Consider the following 26,390-nt stretch of genomic DNA (forward strand, 5'->3'; position numbering starts at 1 on the left):
CTGACGGATTTTTTATTGCAAAACCAAAAGGGCTAAATCATACATCAGCAGATAGGCTATTACAAGCACCAGAAATAGAATGTGCTTTCCCTTCTGCTCGTAAAGCAGTCCGATAAATTCCCTGACAAAGGCGTTCGGGTAAAAGTAAGGCTTCGTCTTTGCCGAAAGACCGTGAACCCTCAGCGACACCCTTTGCGCCAGAGTGTAGCCGCGGAAAACATGGTAGTTTGTGGTGGAGAAGGCAATGCACTTTTTGATATCTCCGCCGTGCTCTCCGATAACCTTCTTCGAGAACTCAAAATTCTGAAGAGTATTTACGCTCTTGTCCTCTTTGATGATCTGCTCCTCGGGAATGCCCTGCTCTACAAGGTAGCGCTTCATGCTCTCCGCCTCGGATATCACTTCGTCGCTCCCCTGTCCGCCCGAAGGAACAAAGTATGCATGCCTGCCGCTCTTCATAAACTGCTCGCGCTCGAAGGCGATCGCGCGGTCTATCCTGCCTTTGAGAAGAGGAGTCGGCGTGCCGTCGCACCTGATCGCGCAGCCCAGAATGATAATATATTCCTTATCATACGACGGTCTGTAGCGGGTCGACAGAACCGCGCAAATCATCGTTGAGAACAACATGCACTCGAGGTAGCACATAACATATGAAAACGTGGTCATCATCGCGAGCGAAAGCCATATCGCCACATAATCCAACTGTCCTGCCTGAAGAAAAACGACAAGTATCGCAGTATAGCCGCCGATTATCACCGCTCCCAGCAGCGCTCCGAACAGATTGTGTAAGCCGAAGCCCTCGTGCCGTATCAGCCAGATATTGCTCACCCCGAGGGCAATCGCCAGAATCAGCATCGCCGGAGACGTCACTATGGGGAACAACATTCCCACTTCAACCAGAAGCGCGTTGAGCATTGAAAACGACGTCGGCCAGAACCGCTCGCTGATACAGTAAATAATCATGATCAGCAGCGAGCCGAGGATATACAGAATCAGACCGCCGAGCACCGCCATTGAGTAAGAGAAATCACCCTCGCGGAACTTAATAATGAAGCTGATGACAAAGCACACCAGCACCGAGAACAATATCAGCGCCAGCATAGGAAACAAGGCTTCCTGACCGTTGAACATCAGCTCATCGTCCTCGTACAGCGTTTTCAGCTCGGTACATACTATTTTCATGTGATTCGAAACAGCTCCGCCGTCCTCCTTTATCATATAGGATACATTTGACCTGCCCGTGCTGATCGGACGCACCTGCAGGTAGTAGTCGTATTCTCCGCCGCTGTCCTGTACGCACTCAATCTCCGCGCTGATCACCCCGGGGTCGGATACCTCGACCGTAATTTCCGACGGGCTGATTTTCTCCGGCGTTTCATGCACGAGCTGAGTGAACGTTTGGAATACAACGTAGATGTATCCCACAGCCGCAAGGATAGGCTTACTTCAGATTCCGCCTCACAACGGACACCCTTGCCCTCAGCTAACACTTCCTACTGCCAAGCGTGTAGCGGACTTTCACCGCCTAGTTACTGCCCATTTCGGGCAAACTAACAAAAAGCCCGCAAAAACGGGCTTTTTATTCATAGCTTATTGCTTTACAAGGTGGTATCAGTCTGCTTTGATGTGTCTGACGGAGCGTCCTTTGAGCCGCCGCATGCCGCAATATACAGCAAAAGCTATCCCGTACGAAATAATTGCCGGCACAATCAATTCTCTTTCAGAGTAATAAGCAGCTGCTCCTTGTTGATATCATGGTACAGAGTACAGCCGCTGACGCGGAACACCCTGACGATTTCCGACAGAGCTCCGCTCTCATCAAACTCAGCCGAAATATTCTCAAAGCGGTTAAACTTCTCGGGATAAAAACCGAGGGTCTTGCTGTTGTTGAACACAGCCGTGTAAAGAATCTCCGCCTCAACCAAGTCCTGAAAGATGTGACTTCCGTAGGACAGCTCGGGGTTATAGCCGGCTTTGGTTTCTTCCATCTCGCATATAACGTCAAAGCCGCTGATATCCGAAAACGCGGTCGGCACTCCAAGCTCCTGCGACGAGGTTCCTATTCTTCCGGGAACCATAAGCATCATATGCTTATCTGAGCTGCGGAAATGCCAGTTGATCCTGCCTATCAACTGCGCGACGGTGATCTTGTCCTTATAGGGCATATTGTAGTAGCCGATCGGGTCGACATATACGATATAATCGAGCTGTTCCTCGCGCGACAAGCCCATAGACGCACCGCGGCTGCTCAGCAGTATATTCTCCTCGGCAGCGTCGGGAATGTTCACCGAGTCCTTGCCCTTGACGACCTGCAGCGGTCTGCACTGGAGCAGGTCGATCGTATATTCTCCGTCGTCCGATACGTTTATCGTGAACTCTGTGTCGACGGGGTAATCGTATTCAGCCTGAATGCAAGCGAGCATTCGCCGCATGCTGTCCATCAGCTTCTTGTTCCTGACAAGTCCTCGGCACGAGATAAACCGCACTGAGCGGTACCTTCCCATCTCGCTCAGTCTTTGCTCCGCTTCAAAATCGTGCTCCAACAGCACGTTGCCTGTATAGCGCGGAAGTACAGGCTCCAATTCTTCTAGCTTCACTGTTTCGAGCTTTCGCGCGGTTGTATTTATTACCTCGGCGTTTCGCTGCGAAAACCTGTGTCTGTCGGCAACGGTAGAATAGACCGTTCTCTCGGGAACGTCAAGACTGACAAGACGAGGATACGAGCCCTCTGTTCTGTCAACCGCCGAGGTTCCGAGTCCCATGACAAGCCTGAGCATACCTGCCTTTGGGTCTGCGGTCTGCATGAATCTGTACGGACTGTACGAATAACCCACGCCTGCCGCGCAGGGCATATAATATGTGCCGTAATACGAGCCTGAAACGCGCTGAACAAGAAGCGCCATCTGCTCGTCGCGCTTGTCAAGTCCGCGGCGCTTTCTGTAGTCGAGAGCCGAAAGTCCCATTGTGCTGGCGTAAACGGTTTTTATCGCGTTCTCAAATTCTGCCAGCCTGTCCTCAAAGCTGCCTCGGTTCGCGCAGAATACGGATTCGTATTTTCCCGCGAAGGCGTTGCCGAAGCCGTCCTCAAGAATGCTGCTTGAGCGGACGATGTACGGATCCTGTCCGTAGTATTCGATAATATTGCCGAACTGCTCGCGCATGTCGTCAGAAAAGCTTCCGTTGAGCAGCAGATTTCTGAATTCGTCGGCGAGCGCAAAATATCCCTCGTCAGTCCTCTGGCGTATCCGCATATCCCAGAAGCCGTTGTCGACGATATAGGTGTAATACACGTCAGAGCCGATGTAGAAAGAATCGTGAGGCTCAAGGGTTTCGTCTATGTCAGGCTCCTCGTTGCGGATTATCGCTCTGGACAGAAGCATTCCGCACGCCTTGCCGCCTATCATTCCGGTGCCTATCATGTGGCTGCGGACTTCAAAATAATCCTCGGGATAAAAATGCTTCTTTACCATTTGGCGCATTTTCTTGTCGCGGGTCATCATTACCCTGCACATACTCTCGCACTCGGACGTGATATCGCCGCCTGCTGCGTACTTCTGCTTGGCTGTGTTGAAGAATCTGTCCCACGAATCAATGTATCTGTCGTCGGTACCTCGCCTGAGCTTGCCGAGCGTATGGTAGAATCTGCTCGACTTCACTCCGTCGGTAACAGGGCGGAATCTGCCTGTTGAAGGCTCGTAGGTATGCGGCAGGAACATCGTTTCGGAATCGCGGTTCCAGACCTTTTCGGGGCGGACAAAAATATCCTTCTCACCCGTATATACGTCGAGGAAAAGCTGGGTGGTGTTGATGATCTTGTTGACGGAATTGACCGAATGCTTTCCGCGTATCAGAGGAAAAAACGCCACCGTATCGAGGATAAACAGGAACGGACAGGTAACTCTGAAAAAGTTGCCCATCATCAGATCCGTAGCCCACGCCGTCTGAAGCTCAGAAAGACAGTCGAAAACATAAAACGCGTCTCTGCCGGCGTTTTCGATAGCGTTGTGGATCTCAACCGTGAAATTCTCAAAGCGGTGCGAAAGAGGAATATTTATCGTTTCAACCTCGGGCACGTCCGTTATCAGCGGCTCGTGAGCGGCAAAGCGAAAATAGATTATTTTGCGCTTATCCTTGACCGCCTGCCTCACATACGGCTCCATAAAAAGCCTGAACTCACTTAAATCCGATACCCTCCAGACAACATTATCCCCGAGCCTGATGTTGTCGAGAGCCTTATCCATCTCGGGTATTCCCGAAAGTATCCTGTCAAACGCCGCCATAAAAATACCTCCTGAATAATATAATCTTTCCTGTCTTTTCTATACCAGATCGTCCGTCGGGATAATGCGGAACAGCGGAGTCTGGGAGTAAATCAGCGGTTGGTTCACGTGGAAGAACACGATTCCGTTCTGCGGAGCAATCACCCTGTCGGCGGTCTCTCCCGTGTACGGATCCATTATCTCCGCTATCACGTCGCCTTTTTTTTACCCTTGAATCGACGTCGGCGTGGCGGATAAATATTCCAGCCGTCGCGGATTTTACGTTCATCAGCGAATGACCTTCGATAAACTGCGAAATAAAACCCTCGTGGCACCTGTACTGAATAATACCCTGCTTGTTCAGAAAACTGAGCACCGCGTTGATAGCTTCCCTCGCGCTGACAACGTCGATTTTGTCGGTCGCGCTTGTGTAAACCGAAAATGCCTTGGTTTCCCAGAGCTGCCAGTTGTAGTTCAGCGTGGTCGTGTCGTATGGCCGCGCGTTTCTGCGGTAGACATACGGCAGCCCGAAGTCCTTCGCAAGCTCTATATCCTCAAAGCCCGTCTGCATTACCCTGACGTGGGGTATGTAATCGCCCTGCATATAAAAGCTCGTGAACTGAATGCCGAATTTATAGGAGCTTATGTTCTCAAACACTCCGGCGGCGATTCTCTGAGTCGTTTCGCCGAGGTTGTAGCCCGGGAACATTCGGTTAATGTCGGTGTTATCGGTCGACCAGAAGCGCTTGCCGATATTCATTGAATGGCTGTTGACTGTCGGAATGACCATTACCGATTTGCCGTATTTTATCTTGCCCTGATGCTCAAGCTGCTTGAATATATTGATCAGCCGCGAGCAGATATATAGCTGCTGCACCTCATTGCCGCGCGTCGCGCCTACAATACATGCCGACTCCTCGCCCTCGCCGAAGGAATAGCCCTTGATACGCATATTATCTCTGTAAACAGAATTGAGTTCAAATAATAGCTTTTCTTTCATACCGCACCTCACGCAAGGATTCTCGCTATGAGCGAGCCTTCGTTGACAATTGGATATTCGCGCAGAGTAAAGACGATTCCGTCAGTCGGCGCGAGGATCCTCTCGTTTATCTCACCCGTCAGCGGGTTGAGAATGTCGCCGATATGTCCGTCCTTCTTCACGTTCTTCCAGTGCCCGACGCAAGGGACGAACACGCCGGATTTTCCGGCGTTGATAAACGACACCTCGCCGTCCTCGGAGATGATCGGCTCCTTCGGAGTTATAACATCGCCGTTCCAGATTCCAAGCTCCTTCATGAGCGCCAGAATGCCGTCCGTAAGCTGGTCGCCGAATTTTTTGGTGATTCTCATTCCGACGCCCATCTCTACAACTAGAGTAGGAGTGCCGATGACGTTGAGCGAATAAGCGAGCGTAGACTCGAGCACCGTAGCCGAGGAATGCACCCAGATGTAGTCCACGTTCAAGTGCTTCGCGAGCGGAACAAGCGTATCGCGCGACAGCTCGTTGATGCGCACCTGCGGAATCTCTTCGAGGAAAATATTGCTCGCGTGAATGTCGACTACCGCCGCGCTTCCGCTCAGATCATCTATTATTTTTGAGGCGATATATTCGGGCATCGAGCCGTTTTCAAGCCCCGGGAAAATACGGTTCATATCCAGATCAAAGCCGGGTATACCGCGCGTGATGGAGTCGATTCCCAGCGGATTTATCGCGGGATATACGTCGACGATACCCGTAAGGCATGCCGCGTTGTACCTGCCGGGCGAGAGAATTACGTTGATTCCGCCCGTGTTAACGTAGTCCATGACCTCCTTGAGCAGCTCTGCATAGTTGCGGTTGTCGATAACGCTGTTGCACGAGAAGGCGTCGGGTGCGCTTCTTCTCTGCAGCTCGCGCGCAATCATCGGATATGAAGCTCCCGACGGTACACGCAGGTTATCCTCGAGAATGTACCAGCTGTCGTCCTTTGACTGAACCAAATCAATTCCCGAAATGTGGCTGTATATATTTTTCGGCGGCATCACACCGTCGCACGGCGGCAAAAAGCCCTTTGCGGAATAGATAAACTCCGCCGGAATAACTCCGTCGCGAACGATCTGCTTGTCTCCGTAAATATCCGACAAAAAGCAGTTCAGAGCGTTGACGCGCTGCTTCAGACCCTTCTCAAGAAACTGAAATTCGCTGTTTTGAATGATTCGCGGAATCGGGTCAAACGGGAAAAGCTGCTCCTTGAATTCTCCGTTTTTATATATTCCGAATTTAACGCCGTATCTTGCAAGTAATCGGTTAATGGTTTCAGTGCTGTTAATCAATTCTTTCATAGCAATTCCTCCCATTTAAAGAATCAAGGGCGCTTTCCGCTAATACGGAAAACGCCCTTGTCTATGAAATCATTCTATCACCTATTCAAACGTTTGTCAACAACATTTTTGCAAGCTTTCAAGCATAGCACTGCATATTTTTTGAGATTATTCCGTTTAACATGGGATTTGTAAATCGGTTTTGAATTATTCGCTTTAATCTAATTCATAATCTTAACTTAGAATTAAAAATCGAGTAGGAGGCTGCCTATTAATTGAGCAGCCGACCTCTCACACCACCGTGCGTACGGTTCCGTACACAGCGGTTCAATAGTTTAAGTGCAGTACCTTGTATCTTTGGAGTATGTCATCATACCCGACGGATGCAAGGTATTCGTTTGTTAATGACCTGTGCAGGACGTAGCTGTCGGCAATTCGCCAATAAGCCTTTCTGCTGTTTGCCCACTCCCACGCTTTGAAATTGATGATGCCAAGCCGCACAAGGTTATAGCACTTTGTCAAGCCCAAATCAAACTCCGTCTGCTTTTTTGTGTTGATGTAGTAGGTTTCCTGAAAAGTGTGGTCTAATAGCTGTTTGTCAATCTCCAATATTCGTTTTGGCTTTTCTTCAAGCGGGCACGGCAGCTCTGCGTAAATATTGGTAAGTACCTTTGCGTTCTGAAAAGCTGCGCCGAAATCACAATTTATTCTTCTTTGCATGGCAATAGCTTTCTCGTATTGACCTTGAAAAAATCGAGCTTATAGGTTATGATAAAATAGCTGGGAGCTGCGCTGATCAGATAGTTCACTTTTTTCTTGATGATTATAAGTTTGAGGTGATTTGGAACGATCCTTTACCCCGAATCGAAAAATTAAAATCCTACAAAGCGGTATTATCGCCAAATTTCAGCGTTTATACTGAAATGCCGATGCCAATAAAGATTTACAATACCTTTCGCAGCAGATGGTGCGGAGCCTATCTCCAATCAAACGGAGTTAAGGTTATACCAACCTTAGCTTGGGGCGGACCCGAAACCTTTTGGTTTTGTTTTGACGGGGTTGAAAAGAAAAGTGTTGTAGCTGTTTCAACTCTTGGTGTCAGAAGCGAAAAGGACTTGTTTATCGAACGGATTAAGAAGGAAATCGCCGCCATAACCGACTACAGCGCGACCATCAAAAAGCGCAAGGCAGAGTTGAAAGAGAGTGTCGATCTAATTGAGCAAATCATTCAGGAGGGAGCTATCAGCGACGCTAATCTTCGGCTGTTGGTAGACAGCATCGTCATCTCCGAGAAAGATAAAAAGCTCCACATCAAAATCAACCTCAATGCCAAATTCGATTGTCACAAAGATTGCTATGATGCAGAGGGTAATTTGACGGAGAGAATGTTTATTGCGTAAGAAAACGGCAGGCGTACCAATGCGGTGCGTCTGCCAAACTGCTTTCTTTCGGAAACAAAAAAGCCCGATAAAATCGGACTTTTCGTTGGTGCGCCCGACAGGACTTGAACCCGCACCCTCTCGGAATGGGACCTAAACCCATCGCGTCTGCCTATTCCGCCACGGGCGCACATTTATTTTTCAACAGCGTTTTGCTGCGAAAATCAAAGTATTTAATTGTTACACAGAGGTATCGTTACCTAAATCTAGCGTGTCTGCCAGTTCCACCACAGGCGCGTTTTTATAAAAATCAGGTCGCAAAACCCGATAATTATCTGTAATTTAATTGTTACACCGAGGTGACGTTACCTAAATCTTGTGCGTCTGCCAATTCCGCCATACCCGCAAATCTATAAAATCAGGTCGCAAAACCCGATATGATCATATATTAAATCTATTGCCAATTACCAAATAATTTCACTAATTCATAATTTCCGCCAATGTTTTGTGAAGGAAAACCATCTGATACGGTGTGCTGATGTCGATAACAGGCATAAACGCATTAAACACAGCAATTGCAATGCCGCCAAAAAGAATAAAAACAGCGTAGATTTTTAGAATTTTTGCAATTACATACGCACCGGTTATCGTTCCTCTTCCTTGAACATTCGCACGCAGGTTTGAGGGGGTAACCGTATATCCGTAATTGCTTTTTAAGTAGACCGACAGGTTAAGCGCAAAACGTGAAAACAGTGTAAAAACAAATAATCCGCAAATGCCGTTCTGAATCTCTTTCTCACCGATAAAGCCGAATACAGGCAAGTGATAAATACCATATAGTGCAATTGACAGAGCAAAAGAAACAATGATATTGATTATGCTGACAGCTTGTCTGCCGCGATACTGAAACAGCATAAGCAAGATGACAGCCAACGCGCAAACAGCGGAAAGACAAATGTTAATGAGTGAAGCTGTAACCGGAAAAAGATTTTTCCAAACAGAGCAAACAAGAAAGAATACAACGGCAAAAGCAAATAAACACAAATCTGTTACTAACAATGCTTTGCTTGGTTTATTCATATGTAAATCCCTTCTTCCACCGAGGTGACGTTACCTAAACCCATCGCGTCTGCCTATTCCGCCACGGGCGCACATCTATATTTCAACAGCTTTGCGCTGTGAAAATCAAAGTATTTAATTGTTACACCGAGGTAGCGTCACCAAAATCCAGCGCGGTGTGTCCCGCTTGAAATATAGTCGTACCGCGTCGCGCTGTTAAGCGCTTCCTTGTACTCCTTATTTCAAACCTCGCTTTTGCTCGCTTCATCCGCCACAGGCGGCGCTCACAACGCGACCAGTTCCGCCACGGGCGCGTTTTTATTTTTCTTCCGTAATATTATACCTCATACCTCCGATATTGTCAACGAGCATTTTGATTTGCAATCATTTCAGCCCAATCAGCATAAATATATTGCTTTTTTGTCAGCTTATGTTAAGATTGATTTATAGTTATAATATCTATACTATCAGTACTATTGTGGAATATTTTTGTTGATACAATAGCATTTACGCAAAAGCACAATGACAAAACTAAAATCAAAATACTCGGGAGGGCAAAAATGAAACGGTTAACAAAAGGACAAATGAGGATTTTTGCGGTCGGTCAGCTCGGCTGGTCAACACTCAGCGGTATTATCAGCGCGTGGTTCGTCACATTCTATCTTCCGACTCAAAACGATATAGCCGGAGGTGCGATTCAGTACATTATGCCCGGCTTGATCATCGGCGGATCCCTGACGGTACTCGGTCTTATCACGGCGTTATCGAGAGTATTTGACGCGGTAACCGACCCGCTTATCGCTTCGCTTTCGGACAGAAGCAAGAACAAACGCGGCAGACGTATTCCTTTTATGCAGTACGCGGCGGTTCCGCTTTCGATCGTAACCGTTCTGCTGTTTTGCGCGCCTGTGGAAGAAATCAGCTCGTGGAACGTGGCATGGATTTCCGTATTCATCGTACTGTTCTACCTGTTTATGACGATGTACTGCACTCCGTACAACGCGCTTATCTCGGAATTCGGAAAAACCCATGACGACCGTATGTACATCTCCACAGCTATCTCGCTCTCGTTCTTCGCGGGAACCATGCTCGCCTATACGCCCTTTGTTTTCGTGGGAATGCTGCGCGGAAGCGTAGGCTTTGCGTGGAGCTACCGCATCTGCTTTATCATTCTGGCGGTTATTTCCTGCGTTTGTATGCTTATCCCCACCTTCTTCCTCAAGGAAAAGGAATTTGTTGATACAAAGCCGTCGAATTCCAATATGTTCAAGTCGCTCGGCGCGACCTTCAGAAACGGCAGCTTCCGCACCTTTGTATTTTCCGATATCATGTACTGGGTCGGTCTGACATTGTTCCAGACGGGTCTGCCCTTCTTCGTAAAGGTTTCCATGAAGCTTGACGAGTCGTTTACCATGATTTTCCTCGGCGGAATGACAGTGCTTTCCGCGGCGTTTTATCCGATAGTTCCGAAGCTCGTAAAGAAGTTCGGCAAGAAAAAGCTCGTTATCACGGGCTTCCTCGGCTTGGCTCTCGCCTATGTTATCGCGGGCTCGATCGGAGTGATCGGCGTGACCGTTATCCCCGGTATTGTTTACGGCGTGCTTATCTGCGTTATCGCGGCTTTCCCGATGGCTCTGCTGGGCATTATCCCGCAGTCGATCGTCGCCGACGTCGCCGAGGCTGACGGCTACGAAACAGGTGAACAGATAAAGCAATCGTAATGCGTTTTTTTCATCCGGCTGTTTATACGGGTATTGAAATTTTTGTCGAATCATGTATAATAAAAATATAAAGATTTTTGATAATCATTTTTACCGTACCTGTTCAGTAAATATCTCACTTACGCCGTCTGTATTACGAGGTGTGCGCCATGTGCAAAAGAGCTTTATCCATTCTGCTGTGTGGCTTTTTCTGCGCGTTTTTTTCGCTTGGCACACCTGTTCGGGCGGCTGTTTTTGATCTGGGCGAGCTGAGCACGTGCAAAAGGATTTTTGCCTGCGGCAACAGCGCTGCGTATTTTTACGGCTATACAGGTACCACAGTGATTTCGTCGCGCATATCGGGCGACTGCCTCACGAGCAGAGTTAATGTCAGCGGCGCGATCTATGCCGTAACTCACAGCGGCCGCTTCACCTACGCTCTGTTCGCCGTTTCAAATACTGACTACAGCGTTATCCGTCTGAATGCCGACAGCGGCGACTATTCCGTTTTTGATATTCATTCCGACTCCGAGATCGACCCGCAAAGCATTGCGGCTAGCGAAAACGGTATCTTTCTCCTCTCGCTAAACGGCATCTACCGCGGGGTAACAGGCTTTGACTTGAACGGCAACAAGAATTGTTCCTATTCCCTTCCGCGCGGCTGTGAAAGGCTGTTTTCAAACGGCAGCAGCGCCTATGCTATTGCGGGGAACGGCGAGCTTTACCGTCTTGGCAGAAGCAACGCTGTCTACTGCGCTAAAACAACATATGACGCGAATATTTCCGATGCGGGCGAAGGATATATTTATTCCGACGGACAGTTGATTTCTCTTTCAAACGGAAGCACTGTTTACTGCGGAACGCGTTTCGCCGCTATGGGCAAAAACGGAGCCATTAAATCCGATTCGGGACTTCTGATGACTTCGGCTGACGGCTTGATTTACCTGCTCAACAGCGATTACACCTGTACGGTCACTGATGATACACAGGACACCGCTCAGTCTGAATCACATCTGTCGCGCGAGGGCTCGGATATTTTTCTCAGCGCCGGCACTACCGTTGAACAGCTCAAGAATATGTATCCTGAAATAAAGACGGTTTACAACAAAAACGGAAACGCTGTGACGGGTCGCACTGTCTGCACAGGCTACAGCACAGACTCGCTGTCGGTCATCGTACTCGGCGATGTCGACGGCAGCGGTACTCTCAGCAGCCGCGACGTTAAGGAATTGATGCGGCTTCAAATCGGCGACAGTCAGCTGAGCGGCGTATTTCTGAAGGCGGCTGATTTCAACCGCGACGGACAGGTTGACAACCGCGACATATTGTTAATAGCAAAAAAATAAAGCCTGCTCTTCATTTGAATGAGCAGGCTTGTTATTTAGTATCCGAGATATTCAAGAAAGCCCTCGCAGCCTCGTACGATATCCGAATAGGTGCGGTCAAAGTTTCCACAGTACCACGGGTCGGCGATACTTCCTCCGTCGGCGAAGGACAAAAGCAGGCGCAGCTTGTTATCCTTATCCGCGCCGAGAATACGCTGCGCGTTGCGTAGATTCATCTTGTCCATGCAGAGGAGATAATCGTAGCGCGCGTAGTCGCTCTTTGTGAGCTGAACAGCGCGCTTGTCGCCGCAGGAAATTCCATGGGAAGCAAGCTCACGCTGCGCGGGAGGATAGACAGGATTGCCGACATCGCCCCAGATTTCCTCGGTGCTTGTGGCTGAGGACTCAATCACGAAATCGTCCGCGATTCCGCGCTTTTTTACCATATCTTTAAGAATAAACTCCGCCATAGGACTGCGACAGATGTTGCCGTGGCAGATAAACATTACTTTTGTCATATTAATCACCGTCTGTAGATAATTGCGAAGTGTTCCCAAAAATGTGCGAAGCACACTTCATCTCGCCTGCGTGGTTCAGTGCTCACGGAGAACTATCATCTGCTCTCTCGCGATTCGCCTGCGGGGCTTCCCGCCGCTCGCCTTCGAGCCCCGTCATCTTCTTGCCTGTTTACTGAATTGAAAAAAGAGAGCACCTTTGGTACTCTCTTTTTTCAATGGAGCGGATGACGGGGCTCGAACCCGCTACCTCCACCTTGGCAAGGTGGCGCTCTACCAGATGAGCTACATCCGCATATTTATGGTGCCTCCGGACGGAATCGAACCATCGACACGGGGATTTTCAGTCCCCTGCTCTACCAACTGAGCTACAGAGGCAAATTTGGCGACCCGGAACGGGCTCGAACCGTCGACCTCTAGCGTGACAGGCTAGCGTTCTAACCAACTGAACTACCGGGCCATTATTGGTGGGAGTTACAGGGCTCGAACCTGTGACCCTCTGCTTGTAAGGCAGATGCTCTCCCAGCTGAGCTAAACTCCCAACTAATGCCTTTGTCGCCTCAGCTTTCGCTTTATCTCTCAGCGACGTATATTATGATATCACAAAACCGCTGTAAAGTCAATACCTTTTTTGTAAAAATTTCGGATTATCTTTTTTTCAGGTGAATGATTACCAGCTCGCGCGGATTGTTGATGCGCGGTATCGCCGCAGTATTCGAACAGCCCGCAGATACAACCATACGTCCGTCATAAATACCCTTGTCGTACTTCGGGAACAGCTTTCCGCCCGCACCCGCGACGCCCATGCTGAAAATGCGGATTTGTCCGCCGTGGTTGTGTCCTGACACAATCAAATCGATATCCGTGTCGTTTATTTTCAGCGTTTCGTAATAGTTCGGATTGTGACAGAGCAGCAGCCTGAGCTCGTCTTTTTGTGCGAAGCTGCTCAGCCACTCCTCGTCATATTCGTCCGAAAGGCCGCCGATCAGCATAAAGTTACTGTTGACCACAGCCTCGGCTTCCTCGTTGTCCAGGCAGTGAATCCCGTTGTTCCGGAAAAACTCCCTGTCCTCACACATAAGCTCTTCCTCGTGATTGCCCAGACTGAGAAACACGGGCGCGATGTCCGCCGCCTGACGCAGGAATGAATATGCGTTTTTGGTGTCGGGCTTACTTCGCTTAGGGCGCAGAAGCATGAAAAATAAGTTGACGTAGTAAATTATATTTACAATCAGCCAGCGGATCGGATTGAACCGCCTTTTTACCGTCGACTGATATCTCTCACGGTAACGCTCGAGCGTATCGCCCGCAACGACCGTTAAATCGGGGTTCTGAGCGCGCAGCAGATTCAGTATGTCAATGGCGCGGCGCTCGTGCAAATCCGTAACCAAAGCGATCTTTAGCGGCTTTCTGATACGCTCTGAAAACACCTCGTACTCTGTTACAACAGGCTTCGACATACGCGTTCCTCACCTCCGTATAATTTATTGCCTGATAATCTGAAATATTCTTATTTCCAGAAGCTGACTTCGCTTTCCTTCAGTCCGATATCCGTAGCGCGGAAATGCGGATTGAGGCGCTTTTTGCGCTGTGACTCGAAGTCGCGCAATGCCTTGACAGCGATTCCCGAGAGAGCTGCGCAGACGGGAATGTTGATCAGCGTCATTCCGCCCATGGTGATGTCCGCCATTGTCCACGCGAAGTTCATCGGAATGAGCGCGCCGACAAAGACGATAAGCACACAAAAGGCATAGAAAATTCTCATGAAAACCTTTGACGGCATTCTCTTTTTGTTAAGGTAAATCAGGGCGTTGTCGACATAGTAGAGGTTGCCGATAAGGGTCGTGAACGCGAACATTACCATCGCTATGGTTATGAAAATCGGCCCGAAATCGCCGAAAATCGTCGATACCGCGTTCTGAACGTAGGTCGCGCCGTTTAATTCAGGGCTGTACTTAACGCCCGAGCTGAGGCACATGAGCGCGGTAGCAGTGCAGAGAAGCATGGTATCGATGTAAACGGAAACAGTCTGGACAAGGCCCTGCTTTACTGGGTGGGTAACGTCGGCGGACGCGGAAGCGTTAGGCGCCGAACCTACGCCTGCCTCGTTTGAGTACAGGCCGCGCTTAATGCCGTAGACAAGGCAGGAACCGCTCAGACCGCCGAAGATAGCCTTGAAGTTGAATGCGTCGCTGAATATCGAGGAAAAGGTCTGGGGAATGTTGCCGATGTGGGTGAAGATTACAATAAGGGAAACGAGAACATAGCCGATGCCCATGAAGGGTACCAACTTCTCGGTGATGCCGATGATGCGCTTGCCGCCGCCGAACAGACAGAAGCCGACGAGCAGGGCGATGATCGCGCCGATAATAACCGGAGTCCATGTCTTGTCGTAGAAATCATAGATCTCAAAGGACGACTGTAAATTGTAGGAGCAGAGCAGGTTGAAGCCAAAGGCGTAGGTCGCGATGAGGAAAACGCAGAATACCCCCGAGAGAATGCCCTTCTTCGCAATGCGCTCAATGTAGTACGCAGGGCCGCCGTAGCAGGAGCCGTCGGGGTTTTTGCGCTTGAAGATCTGGGCGAGCGTACTCTCGATGAACGCAGAGGACGCGCCGATAATACACATCAGCCACATCCAGAAGCATGCGCCGGGTCCGCCGATCGTGATAGCGGTCGCGACGCCGACGATGTTGCCCGTACCTACGCGCGAGGCGGTGGATACCATCAGCGCCTGGAAGGAGGATACCTTCTGTTCGCCCGAGGGCTTTTCCATAATCAGCTTGCAGGCGGTACCGAACAGGCGGATCTGCGCAAAACGGGTGCGGAAGGTAAAGAGCAGTCCCGCCGCGGCAAGTACAATGATGAGGATCGGATAGTACATTACGTCATCCACGGAATTGAAAAAATTCATAATAGCGTCCAGCATATTCTTTTCCCCTTTTTTACAGTTTTACTATTATTATACCTTAAAACCGTACAGTTTGGCAAGCATTTTTCCGAATTTTTCGTAAATAAAGACAACAAAAGGCTGCCCCTTTCGAGACAGCCTTTGTGTGTATTTGACCTGAAATCAGTTTTTCTTTCTCTCAACGTAAGAGGTGTGGAGCAGCTCGTGAGCAAGGTGTGAGCCGGGCTCGCCGAGGTACTCGTCGTAGATAGCCTTGATCTCGGGGTTATCGTGTGACTTTCTGTAAGGCAGACTGAGGTCGTCCTCGTAGAGTGCCTTTGCACGGAGAGCCTTGAGGTCTGTGAAGTTTCTCACATGACCGGGCTGAATGGGCTGACCGCCGCCGTTTACGCAGCCGCCGGGACAGCACATAACCTCGATGAACTGATAGGGAGACTTGCCCGCGCGGATCTCGTCGAGCAGCTTGGCAGCGTTCTTCAGACCTGAAGTAACAGCAACCTTGACCTGCATACCAGCTACATCGTAGGTAGCTTCCTTGATATCGTCGGTACCGCGAACCTCTGTGTAATCGATAGTCTTGAGATCCTCGCCTGTCAGCTTGTCGGCAACAGTACGGAGGGCAGCCTCCATAACGCCGCCTGTAGCGCCGAAGATTGTGCCGGCGCCGGAACCGATAGCCATGATGGGATCGAAGTCCTCGTCGGGAAGTGAGGTGAACTGAATGCCAGCCTTCTTGATCATCTTGGCAAGCTCACGGGTGGAGATTGAGATATCGTTATCCTGCATGCCGTCACGACCCTGGTCGTCACGCTTGATCTCGAACTTCTTGGCTACGCAGGGCATTACCGATACAACAACGATGTCCTTGGGATCGATGCCCGCCTTCTCGGCGTAGTAGGACTTGATCATAGCGCCCTGCATCTGCTGGGGTGACTTGCAGGTGGAGAGGTGCGGAATGAGGTCGGGATAGTAGTGTTCGCAGAACTTGACCCAGCCGGGTGAGCAGGAGGTGATCATCGGGAGAGTACCGCCGTTCTGTACGCGCTGGATAAACTCGGTGCCCTCTTCCATGATGGTGAGGTCAGCGCCGAAGTTGGTGTCGAATACCTTGTCGAAGCCGAGCATCTTGAGAGCCGCAACCATCTTGCCCTTTACGTTGGTGCCGATAGGCATATCGAAGCACTCGCCGAGGGTCGCTCTGATGGAGGGAGCGGTGTGGACTACAACGTGCTTTGTGGGATCCGCAATAGCCTCGAATACCTTGTCGGTATCGTCGCGCTCAACAAGCGCGCCTGTCGGGCAGACTACGGTGCACTGGCCGCAGCTTACGCAAGCTACGTTGTTGAGATCCTGCTCGAACGCGCAGCTGATAACGGTGTCGAAGCCGCGGTTGTTCGCGCCGATAACGGATACATACTGCTGCTTGCAAGCCGCTACGCAGCGACGACAGAGAATGCACTTGTTGTTGTTGCGAACGAGGTGCAGAGTGGTGTGATCCTCCTCGTAGTGAGTCTCCTCACCCTTAAACTTTGTCTCGTCAACGCCGTACTCAAGGCAGAGCTGCTGGAGCTCGCAGGTGTTGCTTCTCGGGCAGGAGAGGCACTTCTTGTCGTGGTTCGAGAGCAGAAGCTCGAGATTGGTCTTTCTGTATTTCTGAATCTGGGGTGTGTTGGTAAAGATTTCGGTACCCTCTCTGTCGATGGGATATACGCATGCGGCAACAAGGCTGCGCGCGCCCTTTACCTCGCAGAGACACATACGGCAGGCGCCGATTTCGTTGATTTCCTTAAGGTAGCAAAGAGTCGGGATCTTGATACCGAACTGATGGCAGGCTTCAAGGATGGTGGTATTTTTTTCGACCTGATAGTCTTTACCGTTGATTTTAATATTCAACATTTCCATAGTTTTCTCTCCTTTCCCTTAGCCCTTGTAAATTGCCTTAAACTTACATGTGTCGATGCAGGCGCCGCACTTGATGCACTTGCTGTGGTCGATCTCGTAAGCGGGCTTCTTCTTGCCGGGCGCGGTGTAATCGGTCACGGAAATCGCGCCGACGGGGCACTTCTTGGCGCACATACTGCAACCGAAGCACTTATCCTTCTCGATCGTGTACTCGAGGAGGTCCTTACATACGCCCGCGGGACACTTCTTGTCTACAACGTGGGCAATATACTCATCCCTGAAGTAACGCAGGGTGGATAGTACGGGGTTGGGAGCTGTCTGACCGAGACCGCACAGGGAGTTCGCCTTGATGTAGTGGCACAGCTCCTCCATCTCGTCGAGCATCTCGAGGGAACCCTGTCCCTTTGTGATCTTCTCGAGCATCTCGAGGAGTCTCTTTGTACCGATACGGCAGGGAGTACACTTACCGCAGCTCTCGTCAACGGTGAACTCGAGGAAGAACTTCGCAACGTCAACCATACAGTTGTCCTCGTCCATGACGATAAGTCCGCCGGAGCCCATCATTGAGCCGATAGCGAGGAGGTTGTCGTAGTCGATCTCGATGTCGAGGTGCTCTGTGGGAATACATCCGCCGGAAGGACCGCCGGTCTGAGCAGCCTTGAACTTCTTGCCGTTGGGGATACCGCCGCCGATCTCGAATACTACCTCGCGGAGGGTGGTGCCCATAGGAATCTCAACAAGACCGGTGTGGTTGATCTTGCCGCCGAGAGCGAATACCTTTGTACCCTTGCTCTTCTCGGTACCCATTGAAGCGAACCACTCGGGTCCCTTGAGGATGATCTGGGCGATGTTTGCGTAGGTCTCAACGTTGTTGAGGATTGTGGGCTTCTGATAAAGACCCTTTACAGCCGGGAACGGAGGTCTGGGTCTGGGTTCGCCGCGCTTGCCCTCGATGGAGGTCATAAGAGCGGTTTCCTCGCCGCATACGAAAGCGCCTGCGCCGAGACGGAGCTCCATGTCGAAGTTGAAGCCTGTGCCGAAGATGTCCTCGCCGAGCAGACCGTATTCACGGGCCTGGTCGATAGCGATCTGGAGACGCTTAACGGCGATAGGATACTCTGCACGGACATATACGCGGCCCTGGGAAGCGCCGATAGCGTAACCCGCGATAGCCATAGCCTCGATCAGGCAGTGGGGATCGCCCTCGAGAACGGAACGGTCCATGAACGCGCCGGGGTCGCCTTCGTCGGCGTTGCAGCAAACGTACTTCTGATCAGCATCGTTGGCAGCCGCGAATTTCCACTTAAGACCTGTCGGGAAGCCCGCGCCGCCTCTGCCGCGCAGACCTGAGTCGAGGATAGTCTGGATAACCTGATCAGGGGTCATCTCTGTGAGAACCTTACCGAGAGCGGCATAGCCGTCCTGGGCAATGTAGTCGTCGATCTTTTCGGGATCGATAACGCCGCAGTTACGCAGCGCAACACGCTTCTGCTTTGCATAGAAAGCGGTCTTGTTGAGGGACTTTACGGTGTCCTCCTCAACTGTCTCCTGATAGAGCAGACGGGTAACGATTCTGCCCTTTAAGAGGTGCTCCTCAACGATTTCGGGGATATCCTCCACCTTTACCATTGAATAGAAGCTGCCCTCGGGATATACTACCATGATCGGGCCGAGCGCGCAGAGACCGAAGCAGCCGGTGGTGATTACGTTTACTTCGTCGGAAAGGCCCTGTCTCTCGATTTCTTCCTTGAGTTTGTTGACGATGGTCAGGCTGTTCGAGGAGGTACAGCCTGTACCGCCGCATACCAGTACATTAGAACGATACATGAATTGTCCTCCTTATTTCTCCATTGCTCCGATTGTGTACTCGGTAACAACATTCTTGTTTACAAGATGGTCGTTAACGATTCTGGGTACCATTTCGGGCGCTACCTTTACGTATGTCACCTTGTCCTGACCCGGAACTTCGATTTCTACAACGGGCTCATACTGGCAGATGCCGATGCAGCCTGTCTGGGTGACGGTAATATCGTTGGTGAGACCGCGCTTCGCGATCTCCTCTACAAACGCGTTGAGAACAGGTCTTGCGCCTGCCGCGATACCGCAGGTAGCCATGCCTACGAGTACTCTCGCCGCGTTGGGGTTTTCTTTTCTGAGATCGAGGTCAGCCTTCGCCCTATCTCTGATGGCTTTTAATTCAGCTAAAGATTTCATTGATTATCCGCTCCTCCATATATTATTTGGGATTGTTCTTTCAAATAAGCGCTAATCCATTCAAGTACGTCAGGTGTGTCAAGGCTCACGCCCTCGAGAACCGCACGCAGCTCTCTTGTGTCGAGAGTGAAGGCGCCGAGGTCTGTGGTGTGAGTGAACACAAAGTCGATGTCGGGGTTGCACTGAATGAGGATCTTGACCGTGTCGTTGATATCGCCGAGAGGCGTCATGTCGACGTGGCTCTTGACGTAACGCGCGGTGGTTGTGGTGCCGACGTTAAGCTTTGACTTTATCTCAAAGCTGCCGCCCGTCTGCTCCGCCGAAAGCTTGAACAGCGGAACTCCCAAGCCCACCTTGCGGGTGGTGCGTGTCGTGAAAAACGGGTCGATGACCTGCTGTACCTGTTCCTCGGTCATGCCGCAGCCGTCGTCCGCGATTGAGATCTGAAGGAAGTCGTCCTTATCGCTCTCGTCAACGGTGATCGTGACAAGGCTCGCCTTCGCTCTCACGGAGTTCTGTGCCACGTCCATGACGTTTAAGGACAACTCACGCATCAGCGTTCTTATACTTGTTGATAATGTAAGGAATGTCGTCAACCGTCAGTCTGCCGTAAACGTCCTCGTTAACGGTGATAACGGGAGCCAGACCGCACGCGCCGATGCAGCGGCAGGCTGTGAGCGAGAACTGTCCGTCGGGTGTGCACTCCTCAGCGCCGATACCGAGCTCCTCGGAAATCTTGTTGAGAATGTCGCCCGAGCCCTTTACATAGCAGGCTGTGCCGAGGCATACGGAGATGTTGTACTTGCCCTTCGGAGAGAGCGCGAACTGTGAATAGAAGGTCGATACGCCGTATACCTCCTCGAGAGATACGCCGAGACCCTCAGCTACCATTGTCTGCACCTCAATCGGCAGATAACCGTAGATTTCCTGAGCCTCCTGAAGCACGGGCATTACCGCGCCGGGATCGTCGATGTGACGGGCAATAGACTCTTTGAGCTTTGCTTCCTGCTCAGGTGTCCCACTGAAGGGAATGCTGCTGATTTTCTTTTGCATTGTTTTTCCTCCCTGATTTCAATTTGTCAAATACCATAAAAAAAATATTCCCACTTCGGTGAATATTATATTTACTTACAGTGATTATATCACAAAACGGCTGTGAAAGTCTATAAAAATTTTTCCCTCTTTTAAACGGATACACAATCAGAACGACATTTTTTAACGAAAAATAGTCATTTTTTATCCTGTGAATACAAATTGCTGATTATATCGCTTTTTTATGACAGTTTGCGATGTCAAAATTTGACTATTTTACACAAACAAAGGCGTATTCAGCCGCTCTACAAGACACTGAGCGCTGAGCTCCTCGAGCTCGATTTGGTTCTCCGCGTCGCGCATGTTCTCGAGGTAATGCGCGTCGGAATTTGTCACGATATTTAGCGTATCGAGAATCGGGTGCAGCTTTCTTAGTGTATCGAGCTTTGATTTGTCGGCAAGCTCGGCGGTGATAAAGCCGCAGCTCTCGTCGATCTCGCCGAGCACCGAGAGAATCGACAGACTGTCGCGATCGACGTGCGCGGGATAGCAGATGCCGCCGAACGAGCGCGCGAGTGAATAGGCGTTCATTATGCTGATCTCGGTCGCGGGCAGAAGCAGGTGCTCAAGCTCGCCGATCTCCTCGTCAAGCGTGTTCATGATGACCTGCCTGCCGTAGATGTCGGGTCTGTTTTTGATTTTTATGCGGTGATTGTCGACGTACTCGCTCCACTCAAGCGCGCGCTCAAGCGTCGGGAACAGGCAGACCGCGTGGATATCCTCGCTCGTCGTCAGTTCCATTCCCGGTACGACGACAACTCCGTTCTCCTTCCCCGCCGCAATCGTCGCCTCACAATTGAGGGAAGTGTTGTGGTCGGTGAGCGCGATGATGTCAAGCCCCAGCAGCTTTGCCATGCCCGTGATGTTGTTCGGGGTCATGTCCATGTCGCCGCAGGGCGAAAGGCAGGAATGAAGATGTAGATCGTAGTAGTATTTCATGTCAGCTCAAAAGCTCGTGGAGCTTTACGGCGAGGTGGTAGCTGTTCTCCTTGGAGAGCAGGATATTCACCTCGTGCATTTCGGCTTTGGCGCGGGCGTTTTCGTCGAGCGCGGCGTTCTCCACAAGCACGATGCAGCTCACGTCGGCGAGGGTAGCGACGGCGATGGAATTGATGTTGCCCATAACAGTCAGCCACGCCGAGTCCTCGGGTGCTCTGCCCATTACCCAGCTCAGCAGATCGCCGATATAGCAGCCCGTGATCTCGCGCTCCGTATCGCCCTCGACAAGAACCTTCAAATCAAGTTTTTCCGCAAATTCTTTTACATTCATCTCGTTACCTCGCTTGCGTCAGATCGTATTCTTCAGCTGGTCGTATACGCTCTGGATCTTTGCCTTCAGCTTATGTATGCAGTCGGTTTCCTTCGCCTTGCCACGGACGATATCCTCCGCCATAGCGCGGCAGGTAGGCGCTCCGCACGAGCCGCAGTCGAGCCCGGGAAGTCCCTTGTGGATCTCCTCCATCTGGCTCATCATCTCCATCGCCCTGATAATATCCTCGTCGAGGCGAAAGATATCGGCGTCGAAGGTCAGCTCCTCCGTCCACATCATGTCATCAAGGCTCTTGCCCTCGTCAATGTGGTTGAGCGAAACGGGCAGGTATTTTCTGAGGTTGTGTATCCTCGCCTGCGCGACGTAGGGGTTCTCGACGGTGAGAACGCCGCCGACGCAGCCGCCCGAGCAAGCGTTGAGCTCGATGAAGTCGACGTCGCGGATATGCTCGTCCTCAAGCTCCTCGAGGACGCGGATAACGTTTTCGATACCGTCCGCGGCGAGGTACTTGTCGCCGAGCATGGCGGCAGCCTCTCCGCCCGAGGTAGCCCAGCCGATGCCGAGAAGTCCCGACTGCGCGATAGGCTCGACCTCCTCGAGGTGATCCATCGCGTGAGCGAGCTCGGGGAAGATTTTCGAGATCGCGATCGCGCCGTCGACCTCGGATTTCTCCGCGTAGTTCGGCGAGTGGATCTCCGTCACCTTCGCGGGACATGGCGTGATGAAAAAGATTCCTATGTCCTCTGTCGGCAGTCCCGTTTCTTCCATTGCCTCGCGGCGCGCGATCTTTGCGGCGACCTCGATCGGCGCGAGCAGGTTCAGCACGTTGTCGCACAGCTCGGGGAAGCGGATTTTTATCAGCTTGACGACCGACGGACAGGCGGAACTGATTATCGGCTTTTTGAGCTTATCCTCCTTGATGAGCCTGCGCGTCGCCTCGCTGACGAGCTCAGCCGCACGCGAAACCTCGAAAACATGGTCGAAGCCGATTTTTTTCAGTCCCGTAAGCACGAAGTCGATGTTGTCGAGTCCGTTGAACTGACCAAAGAGCGCCGGTGCGGGGATAGCGACAGTGTATTTGAAATTTCCGATTTCTTCAATTTTAGTGCTGTACGCGCTTTTGGCGTGATGTGGGCAGATTCTGATGCACTCTCCGCAGTCGATACAGCGCTCGGGCAGGATCCTCGCCTTGCCTCCGTGAACGCGTATTGCCTCCGTGGGACATCTCTTCAGACAGTTGGTGCAGCCGCAGCACTTATCGGCATTGAGCTCAACTGAATGGAAATAGTTACCCATTGAAATTCTCCTTAATGCAGTGGATTTTTACGAGTTTACAATGACGGTCAGATATACGTTCGTGCCCACTCCGAGGGTAGTTTCGATACGCATGTCGTCAGTGTATTTTTTGATGTTAGGCAGACCCATGCCCGCTCCGAAGCCCAGTGTGCGGACGTTGTCGGGCGCGGTTGAGTAGCCCTCCTGCATCGCCTTCTCAACGTCGGGAATGCCCGGGCCCTTGTCGGCGAGCAGTATCTCAACGCGGTCGGGATAGATGTCTACGTCGCAGTAGCCGCCCTCGGCGTGGATAACCATGTTGATCTCAGCCTCGTACATGGCGATCGCTACGCGGCGGATAGCGTCGGAATTATAGCCGAGCTTCTTGAGCGTCTTTTTGACAAGGCCGCTCGCCTCGCCAGCGCGCGTAAAATCCTCGCCCGATACCTCGTAGTGAAGATGAATCGCGTTGCTCATACCTTTGTTCCTCCGCTCAGTCCGTTGGAGTAGAGAAGTCCGCAGGCGGTAAACATTCTGTACCGTGTTTTCATCAGAGTGATATCCCTGCTCTCGGCGAGGCGGATGATCGAGTCGTCGGGCACCTTGCCCCTTACGAATACAATGCACGCCATATCCATCATCTCGGCGGTACGCACTACCTGGGGATTGACAAGACCGGTCAGAAGCACGGACTGATCCTTTACGAACGCCAGGACGTCGCTCATCATGTCGGAGCCGCAGGCGGTTTTAATCTCCTGGTCAAGGTCGCCCTCACAGATGATTTCGCCCTCAAGGATTTCCAGAATATCTCTTACAACCATAAATTTTTACACCCTTTCGTTTAAGTGATTTTTCAGTGGTTTACAGTTACAATCATTATAGCATATAAGATTTGTAAACACAACACTCAAAATTTAGTAGGATTACAAAAAACACGTGTTTTTGTCATATTTTGTCAGCAATTCCTTATTATATGCGGATTTGACAATTTTTCTTTAGAATTCTTTGATTTTTCTAATTGAAAAAAGTGCGGTTACATGATACAATATTCATGCAAATCTATTTAAGGGGTGCTTTAATGTTAAGGGACTTAAAGCCTACGGATAATATCCTCGGCTTCGACGTCAGACCCGGTTATTACGATATGGACGGCGCAACCCCTGTCCGCGGCGGCGTAAACTTTACTATCAGCTCATTCTACGCCACCTCATGCACACTGCTGCTGTTCTATCCGGGCTCAAAATGGCCTTACGCACGTATTCCGTTCCCCGACTCGTTCAAGGTCGGAAACACGTACTCGATGATTGTGTTCGGAATTGAAATAGACAAGTTTGAGTACGCATATTCCCTCGACGGTCCGAATCAGCCCGAGAAAGGACTTATCTTCAACAAGGACATGTATGTTCTCGACCCGTACGCCAAGGCGGTAACAGGACAGAGCAGCTGGGGTGTACGCCAGCCCAACACCTGCGTGTACAAGGCGAGGGTCGTGTTCAACGATTACGACTGGGGCAATATCAAATTCCCGCATATCCCGATGGAGGAGCTTATCATCTACGAGCTCCACGTCAGAGGCTTCACCGAGGACCTTTCCTCGGGAGTCAAGAATCGCGGTACCTTTGAGGGTATCCGCGAGAAGATCCCGTATCTCAAGGAGCTGGGCGTAAACGCTGTCGAACTCATGCCTATCTTTGAGTTCGACGAGATGGGCTCGTACCGCAACTTCAACGGCGAGCAGCTCTACGACTACTGGGGCTACAACACGGTATGCTTCTTCGCTCCAAACACGAGCTACGAGAGCGACCACCGCCACCACCGCGAGGGTACCGAGCTTAAAAAGCTTATCCGCGACCTGAAATCAAACGGCATTGAGGTTATCCTCGACGTCGTGTTCAACCACACCGCCGAGGGCAACGAGAAAGGTCCGTTTTTCTCATTCAAGGGACTGGACAACAACATCTACTACATGCTCTCTCCCGACGGCAGGTACTACAATTTCAGCGGCTGCGGCAACGCGCTCAACTGCAACCACCCGATCGTGCGCGACTTTATCAAGAGCTGTCTGCGCTACTGGGTGACCGAATACAAAATCGACGGCTTCCGCTTCGACCTCGCGTCCATTCTCGGACGAAACGAGGACGGAACTCCGATGGAACAGCCGCCTCTGCTCAAGAGCCTTGCGTTTGACCCGATTCTGGGCAAGACAAAGCTGATTGCCGAGGCATGGGACGCCGCGGGTCTGTACCAGGTAGGCTCCTTCCCGAGCTGGAACCGCTGGTCGGAATGGAACGGACGTTACCGCGACGACCTCAGACGCTTCCTCAAGGGTGACGGCAACCTCGCGTGGGCTGCCGCAAACCGCCTGACAGGCTCCAAAGACCTATATGACCCCTCCTACAGAGGTCACAGCGCGTCAGTCAACTTCCTGACCTGTCACGACGGCTTCACGCTGTACGATATGTATGCCTACAACGAGAAGCACAACTACCTCAACGGCTGGGACAACACCGACGGCGCTAACGACAACAACAGCTGGAACTGCGGCTTTGAGGGTGAAACAAGCGACCCGTACATAAACTCGCTGCGCCGCAAGCTGGTCAAAAACGCCTTCGCGACACTTATGTGCAGCCGAGGTCCCGCGCTGTTCCTCGCGGGCGACGAATTCTGCAACACTCAGTTCGGCAACAACAACGCATACTGTCAGGACAACCTGACCTCGTGGCTCGACTGGAGCAGAAAAGAGCAATTCAAGGATGTATTTGAATTCGCTAAATACATGATCGCGTTCAGAAAGCGCTTCCACGTCATCACAAAGAACCGCGATGTGGCGAGATGCACCTTCCCGCCCGAGAGCATTCACGGCACTCAGCCGTGGAAAACCGATTTCAACGAGAATTCGCGCATGGTTGCTGTTATGTACGCGGGTATGTCGAAGGAAAATCCCGAGCTCGACGAAATCGTTTACTTCGCGATAAACGCCCACTGGGAGGACGCGCTCATCGAGCTTCCCTCACTGCCTACGGGCTATGTCTGGAAGCTGTACTTCGACACAGGCAGAGCGCCCGAGGAAGTCATCACGGAGGACAAAAATATACTCCTCTATGACCGCAGGTACCGCATGTCGGGCAGAACCGTTCTCGCGGCTGTCGCGGAAAAAGTATATTAAAGCAAAACGGAAAGGTTGAAAA

The 26,390-nt window shown here is 51.1% G+C and carries 22 protein-coding genes, 5 tRNA genes and 1 pseudogene; 4 read left to right on the top strand and 24 right to left on the bottom strand.

The window, feature by feature from the left end:
• Positions 1-12: 12 nt before the first annotated feature.
• The 5 genes and pseudogenes from AB1I49_RS09720 to AB1I49_RS09740 form a co-directional block, all read right to left on the bottom strand.
• Positions 13-1,425, bottom strand: a complete 1,413-nt coding sequence (locus tag AB1I49_RS09720) for a YdcF family protein (RefSeq protein ID WP_407720861.1) — start codon at positions 1,423-1,425, stop codon at positions 13-15.
• A 284-nt stretch (positions 1,426-1,709) separates the two neighbouring features.
• Positions 1,710-4,280 carry a PEP/pyruvate-binding domain-containing protein gene (locus AB1I49_RS09725; protein ID WP_407720862.1) on the bottom strand — a complete coding sequence of 857 codons (2,571 nt, stop codon included), beginning with the start codon at positions 4,278-4,280 and terminating at the stop codon, positions 1,710-1,712.
• 39 nt (positions 4,281-4,319) lie between these two features.
• Positions 4,320-5,259, bottom strand: a pseudogene (locus AB1I49_RS09730) (M14 family metallopeptidase).
• Between the two features lie 8 nt (positions 5,260-5,267).
• Positions 5,268-6,581, bottom strand: a complete 1,314-nt coding sequence (locus AB1I49_RS09735; RefSeq protein WP_407720863.1) for a circularly permuted type 2 ATP-grasp protein — start codon at positions 6,579-6,581, stop codon at positions 5,268-5,270.
• Between the two features lie 306 nt (positions 6,582-6,887).
• The gene (locus AB1I49_RS09740) at positions 6,888-7,280 is read right to left on the bottom strand and encodes a hypothetical protein (RefSeq protein WP_316611865.1); all 393 of its coding nucleotides are present in this window, start codon (positions 7,278-7,280) and stop codon (positions 6,888-6,890) included.
• A gap of 41 nt (positions 7,281-7,321) precedes the next feature.
• Between AB1I49_RS09740 and AB1I49_RS09745 the strand changes: the two genes are divergently transcribed.
• A complete protein-coding gene (locus tag AB1I49_RS09745; RefSeq protein WP_316611867.1) occupies positions 7,322-7,960 on the top strand; it encodes a DUF4417 domain-containing protein in 639 nt (212 codons plus the stop codon).
• An 86-nt stretch (positions 7,961-8,046) separates the two neighbouring features.
• On the opposite strand, the gene AB1I49_RS09750 is transcribed toward AB1I49_RS09745, so the two are convergent.
• Together AB1I49_RS09750 and AB1I49_RS09755 are read right to left on the bottom strand one after the other, a co-directional pair.
• Positions 8,047-8,129: transfer RNA gene (locus tag AB1I49_RS09750), tRNA-Leu, on the bottom strand.
• Positions 8,130-8,419: 290 nt separating this feature from the next.
• Entirely contained in the window at positions 8,420-9,019 is a 600-nt protein-coding gene (locus AB1I49_RS09755; RefSeq protein WP_407720864.1) for a hypothetical protein, read from the bottom strand.
• A gap of 539 nt (positions 9,020-9,558) precedes the next feature.
• On the opposite strand from AB1I49_RS09755, the gene AB1I49_RS09760 reads away from it, so the two are divergent.
• Positions 9,559-10,719, top strand: coding sequence for an MFS transporter (locus AB1I49_RS09760; RefSeq protein WP_407720865.1), 1,161 nt, complete (start codon positions 9,559-9,561; stop codon positions 10,717-10,719).
• 149 nt (positions 10,720-10,868) lie between these two features.
• Entirely contained in the window at positions 10,869-12,044 is a 1,176-nt protein-coding gene (locus tag AB1I49_RS09765) for a dockerin type I domain-containing protein (protein ID WP_407720866.1), read from the top strand.
• A gap of 35 nt (positions 12,045-12,079) precedes the next feature.
• On the opposite strand, the gene AB1I49_RS09770 is transcribed toward AB1I49_RS09765, so the two are convergent.
• From AB1I49_RS09770 to AB1I49_RS09850, 17 genes are all read right to left on the bottom strand, one after another.
• Positions 12,080-12,541 carry a low molecular weight protein-tyrosine-phosphatase gene (locus AB1I49_RS09770; RefSeq protein WP_186833199.1) on the bottom strand — a complete coding sequence of 154 codons (462 nt, stop codon included), beginning with the start codon at positions 12,539-12,541 and terminating at the stop codon, positions 12,080-12,082.
• A gap of 216 nt (positions 12,542-12,757) precedes the next feature.
• Positions 12,758-12,833: transfer RNA gene (locus AB1I49_RS09775), tRNA-Gly, on the bottom strand.
• Between the two features lie 7 nt (positions 12,834-12,840).
• Positions 12,841-12,916: transfer RNA gene (locus tag AB1I49_RS09780), tRNA-Phe, on the bottom strand.
• Between the two features lie 5 nt (positions 12,917-12,921).
• Positions 12,922-12,998, bottom strand: a tRNA-Asp gene (locus tag AB1I49_RS09785).
• Between the two features lie 5 nt (positions 12,999-13,003).
• Positions 13,004-13,079, bottom strand: a tRNA-Val gene (locus AB1I49_RS09790).
• Positions 13,080-13,185: 106 nt separating this feature from the next.
• Positions 13,186-13,998, bottom strand: a complete 813-nt coding sequence (locus tag AB1I49_RS09795; RefSeq protein WP_201427701.1) for a metallophosphoesterase — start codon at positions 13,996-13,998, stop codon at positions 13,186-13,188.
• Between the two features lie 50 nt (positions 13,999-14,048).
• Positions 14,049-15,467 (bottom strand): alanine/glycine:cation symporter family protein, encoded by a 1,419-nt coding sequence (locus AB1I49_RS09800; protein WP_407720867.1) that lies wholly within the window; start codon positions 15,465-15,467, stop codon positions 14,049-14,051.
• Positions 15,468-15,611: 144 nt separating this feature from the next.
• Positions 15,612-17,351, bottom strand: a complete 1,740-nt coding sequence (locus AB1I49_RS09805; RefSeq protein ID WP_316612184.1) for an NADH-dependent [FeFe] hydrogenase, group A6 — start codon at positions 17,349-17,351, stop codon at positions 15,612-15,614.
• An 18-nt stretch (positions 17,352-17,369) separates the two neighbouring features.
• Positions 17,370-19,178, bottom strand: coding sequence for an NADH-quinone oxidoreductase subunit NuoF (locus AB1I49_RS09810; RefSeq protein WP_186834296.1), 1,809 nt, complete (start codon positions 19,176-19,178; stop codon positions 17,370-17,372).
• A 12-nt stretch (positions 19,179-19,190) separates the two neighbouring features.
• Positions 19,191-19,565: a (2Fe-2S) ferredoxin domain-containing protein gene (locus AB1I49_RS09815; protein WP_186834297.1), complete on the bottom strand. Its 375-nt coding sequence runs from the start codon at positions 19,563-19,565 to the stop codon at positions 19,191-19,193.
• Positions 19,562-20,122 carry an ATP-binding protein gene (locus tag AB1I49_RS09820; RefSeq protein ID WP_186834299.1) on the bottom strand — a complete coding sequence of 187 codons (561 nt, stop codon included), beginning with the start codon at positions 20,120-20,122 and terminating at the stop codon, positions 19,562-19,564. Before AB1I49_RS09820 ends, AB1I49_RS09815 begins: the two co-directional genes overlap by 4 nt.
• The gene (locus tag AB1I49_RS09825; protein ID WP_186834298.1) at positions 20,112-20,618 is read right to left on the bottom strand and encodes an NADH-quinone oxidoreductase subunit NuoE family protein; all 507 of its coding nucleotides are present in this window, start codon (positions 20,616-20,618) and stop codon (positions 20,112-20,114) included. Before AB1I49_RS09825 ends, AB1I49_RS09820 begins: the two co-directional genes overlap by 11 nt.
• Positions 20,619-20,873: 255 nt before the next feature.
• Positions 20,874-21,596 carry a PHP domain-containing protein gene (locus tag AB1I49_RS09830; protein WP_407720868.1) on the bottom strand — a complete coding sequence of 241 codons (723 nt, stop codon included), beginning with the start codon at positions 21,594-21,596 and terminating at the stop codon, positions 20,874-20,876.
• Between the two features lies 1 nt (position 21,597).
• Entirely contained in the window at positions 21,598-21,927 is a 330-nt protein-coding gene (locus AB1I49_RS09835; RefSeq protein WP_201428702.1) for a DRTGG domain-containing protein, read from the bottom strand.
• Positions 21,928-21,945: 18 nt separating this feature from the next.
• Complete coding sequence (locus AB1I49_RS09840) at positions 21,946-23,223, bottom strand: [Fe-Fe] hydrogenase large subunit C-terminal domain-containing protein (RefSeq protein ID WP_201428701.1); 1,278 nt, start codon at positions 23,221-23,223, stop codon at positions 21,946-21,948.
• 27 nt (positions 23,224-23,250) lie between these two features.
• Positions 23,251-23,679, bottom strand: a complete 429-nt coding sequence (locus tag AB1I49_RS09845) for an ATP-binding protein (protein ID WP_201428700.1) — start codon at positions 23,677-23,679, stop codon at positions 23,251-23,253.
• Positions 23,676-24,023 carry a DRTGG domain-containing protein gene (locus tag AB1I49_RS09850; RefSeq protein WP_201428699.1) on the bottom strand — a complete coding sequence of 116 codons (348 nt, stop codon included), beginning with the start codon at positions 24,021-24,023 and terminating at the stop codon, positions 23,676-23,678. The genes AB1I49_RS09845 and AB1I49_RS09850 overlap by 4 nt, the downstream gene beginning before the upstream one ends.
• A 257-nt stretch (positions 24,024-24,280) precedes the next feature.
• On the opposite strand from AB1I49_RS09850, the gene AB1I49_RS09855 reads away from it, so the two are divergent.
• Positions 24,281-26,368, top strand: coding sequence for a glycogen debranching protein (locus tag AB1I49_RS09855; RefSeq protein WP_407720869.1), 2,088 nt, complete (start codon positions 24,281-24,283; stop codon positions 26,366-26,368).
• The last annotated feature ends 22 nt before the right edge of the window (positions 26,369-26,390 follow it).

The sequence above is a fragment of the Ruminococcus sp. NATIVEDY160 genome (genome assembly GCF_045819885.1).
In the GTDB taxonomy this organism is placed as follows: domain Bacteria; phylum Bacillota; class Clostridia; order Oscillospirales; family Acutalibacteraceae; genus Ruminococcoides.

Coding starts and splice junctions, on each gene's coding strand:
- AB1I49_RS09850 (WP_201428699.1), bottom strand. CDS start 24,023: ATGGTTGTAAGAGATATTCTGGAAATCCTTGAGGGCGAAATCATCTGT.
- AB1I49_RS09770 (WP_186833199.1), bottom strand. CDS start 12,541: ATGACAAAAGTAATGTTTATCTGCCACGGCAACATCTGTCGCAGTCCT.
- AB1I49_RS09805 (WP_316612184.1), bottom strand. CDS start 17,351: ATGGAAATGTTGAATATTAAAATCAACGGTAAAGACTATCAGGTCGAA.
- AB1I49_RS09840 (WP_201428701.1), bottom strand. CDS start 23,223: ATGGGTAACTATTTCCATTCAGTTGAGCTCAATGCCGATAAGTGCTGC.
- AB1I49_RS09845 (WP_201428700.1), bottom strand. CDS start 23,679: ATGAGCAACGCGATTCATCTTCACTACGAGGTATCGGGCGAGGATTTT.
- AB1I49_RS09825 (WP_186834298.1), bottom strand. CDS start 20,618: ATGCAAAAGAAAATCAGCAGCATTCCCTTCAGTGGGACACCTGAGCAG.
- AB1I49_RS09830 (WP_407720868.1), bottom strand. CDS start 21,596: ATGAAATACTACTACGATCTACATCTTCATTCCTGCCTTTCGCCCTGC.
- AB1I49_RS09760 (WP_407720865.1), top strand. CDS start 9,559: ATGAAACGGTTAACAAAAGGACAAATGAGGATTTTTGCGGTCGGTCAG.
- AB1I49_RS09855 (WP_407720869.1), top strand. CDS start 24,281: ATGTTAAGGGACTTAAAGCCTACGGATAATATCCTCGGCTTCGACGTC.
- AB1I49_RS09810 (WP_186834296.1), bottom strand. CDS start 19,178: ATGTATCGTTCTAATGTACTGGTATGCGGCGGTACAGGCTGTACCTCC.
- AB1I49_RS09815 (WP_186834297.1), bottom strand. CDS start 19,565: ATGAAATCTTTAGCTGAATTAAAAGCCATCAGAGATAGGGCGAAGGCT.
- AB1I49_RS09835 (WP_201428702.1), bottom strand. CDS start 21,927: ATGAATGTAAAAGAATTTGCGGAAAAACTTGATTTGAAGGTTCTTGTC.
- AB1I49_RS09755 (WP_407720864.1), bottom strand. CDS start 9,019: ATGAATAAACCAAGCAAAGCATTGTTAGTAACAGATTTGTGTTTATTT.
- AB1I49_RS09795 (WP_201427701.1), bottom strand. CDS start 13,998: ATGTCGAAGCCTGTTGTAACAGAGTACGAGGTGTTTTCAGAGCGTATC.
- AB1I49_RS09735 (WP_407720863.1), bottom strand. CDS start 6,581: ATGAAAGAATTGATTAACAGCACTGAAACCATTAACCGATTACTTGCA.
- AB1I49_RS09725 (WP_407720862.1), bottom strand. CDS start 4,280: ATGGCGGCGTTTGACAGGATACTTTCGGGAATACCCGAGATGGATAAG.
- AB1I49_RS09740 (WP_316611865.1), bottom strand. CDS start 7,280: ATGCAAAGAAGAATAAATTGTGATTTCGGCGCAGCTTTTCAGAACGCA.
- AB1I49_RS09800 (WP_407720867.1), bottom strand. CDS start 15,467: ATGCTGGACGCTATTATGAATTTTTTCAATTCCGTGGATGACGTAATG.
- AB1I49_RS09765 (WP_407720866.1), top strand. CDS start 10,869: ATGTGCAAAAGAGCTTTATCCATTCTGCTGTGTGGCTTTTTCTGCGCG.